Below are 532 nucleotides of genomic sequence, written 5' to 3'. Positions count from 1 at the left end.
CGATTTTTTCTTTGATATATTCTCTCGCTAAATATTTGTCCGCGCATTTCGTCATCAATGGATTATGATAATATAATTTTAACCATTGAAGTTTTTCGTTAAAAGTTTTAGGATTTTCCAAATTAAGTTCGTATCCGAGAGATTCTTTAAATTGTTGTTTAATTATATCTTCTCTAAATTTTATATTTTCTTTTGTTTGCATAATAATTCCTTAATATAAATAAAATACTAATTTATATTTTTATAGTTTATTTCTCTTAATAATTGAGACATATCTTCCTCTTTATGTTTGCCTAATTTTATTATAGTTTTTTAATTTCTTCTATTGTCAATCCCGTAGCTTTACTTATAGATGCATTATCCATTTTCATTTGTTTTAATGTTTTGGCTATTGAAATCGCTTTATTTTTCTCTCCCGCTTCAAAGCCGTCTTCTTTTGCGCCTCTCATTAAGCTCGATTGATAAACTAAATAAGCTTCTCGTCTGTCGTATTCGTTAAGCAAATCTTCATTGTCGGTGAAATAATTATATT

The 532-nt window shown here is 26.9% G+C and carries 1 protein-coding gene and 1 pseudogene; both read right to left on the bottom strand.

Annotated elements, in window-relative coordinates; translation table 11 throughout:
- A pseudogene (locus EZH24_RS13330) lies at nucleotides 1–202 on the bottom strand (ATP-grasp fold amidoligase family protein); the annotation flags it as partial.
- Nucleotides 203–302: 100 nt separating this feature from the next.
- Nucleotides 303–532: hypothetical protein (locus EZH24_RS14510; protein ID WP_161976199.1), on the bottom strand; the 230-nt coding region annotated here is incomplete at its 5' end.

It is taken from the genome of Brachyspira catarrhinii, assembly GCF_005518285.1.
In the GTDB taxonomy this organism is placed as follows: Bacteria; Spirochaetota; Brachyspiria; order Brachyspirales; family Brachyspiraceae; genus Brachyspira; species Brachyspira catarrhinii.
The sequence above is the reverse complement of the archived record's forward strand: the minus strand, read 5'-3'. Positions and strand labels throughout refer to the sequence as shown.